The 662-nt window shown below is 45.0% G+C and carries 2 protein-coding genes; both read left to right on the top strand.

Annotation, left to right across the window (positions count from 1 at the left end):
* Positions 1 to 204 (top strand): hypothetical protein (locus ACFINA_RS09725; RefSeq protein WP_375615534.1); only part of this gene is annotated, 204 nt, incomplete at its 5' end.
* A 9-nt stretch (positions 205 to 213) separates the two neighbouring features.
* Positions 214 to 662, top strand: a 449-nt coding sequence (locus ACFINA_RS09720) for a phage tail tape measure protein (protein WP_375615533.1), incomplete at its 3' end; no start/stop codon positions are given.

Genomic DNA, 662 nt, shown 5'->3' with positions numbered 1-662 from the left:
TATTGTCGCAATATTGAAGGCTTTTTTTGCTTTTTTTACGCAACGCCAATCCTCTCTGCCAGACAATTTGGGGCAGAACTAGCCCTTTATTATCACTGGGCGCCTTCAGAAATTAATCAGATGGATTGGCTGGATGTGATTGCCTATCGCAGCGAATTAGCACGCCTGAAAGCTCAAGAATATGAAAGCCATCAGTTAGGATAAGAGACGATCATGGATGTTTCCCTTGTTGTGCGTTTTGTCAATCATCTGCAAGAGGGGATAGCTTCTGCTAAGCGAGACTTAAAAGCCTTAAGTGCCGATGTTGCGCATTTCCAAAGCCAGACACGAAAGCATTTTAAAGGGAGGTTTGACTCGGAGCATCTTGAGGATGCGACAAAGAATGCAGAAAATGCTTTTATCCAAGCGCGGGGGCGTATGGTGGGGGCGATTGCGCAAACCAAAACCTTAATTGCCCCCCTTTATAAAGCCATGCAATTTGATCAATCGATGAAGGGCTTGGAAAAGGTTCTGGATGCCCCCCTTAATCGCTTAAAGGAATTGCGCCGTTTTGCGCTTGAAACCTCTACAAAAATCCCTTTGGCTGCTCGTGAAGTCTTAGAATTGATGACCAGTGCTAGCCAAGCAGGGATTGGTGAACAAGATTTAGAAGCTTTTAGCAT

This window comes from Bartonella sp. AC10YNML, assembly GCF_042196825.1.
Taxonomy (GTDB): Bacteria; Pseudomonadota; Alphaproteobacteria; order Rhizobiales; family Rhizobiaceae; genus Bartonella.
This window is presented reverse-complemented; position numbering and strand designations above follow the sequence as displayed.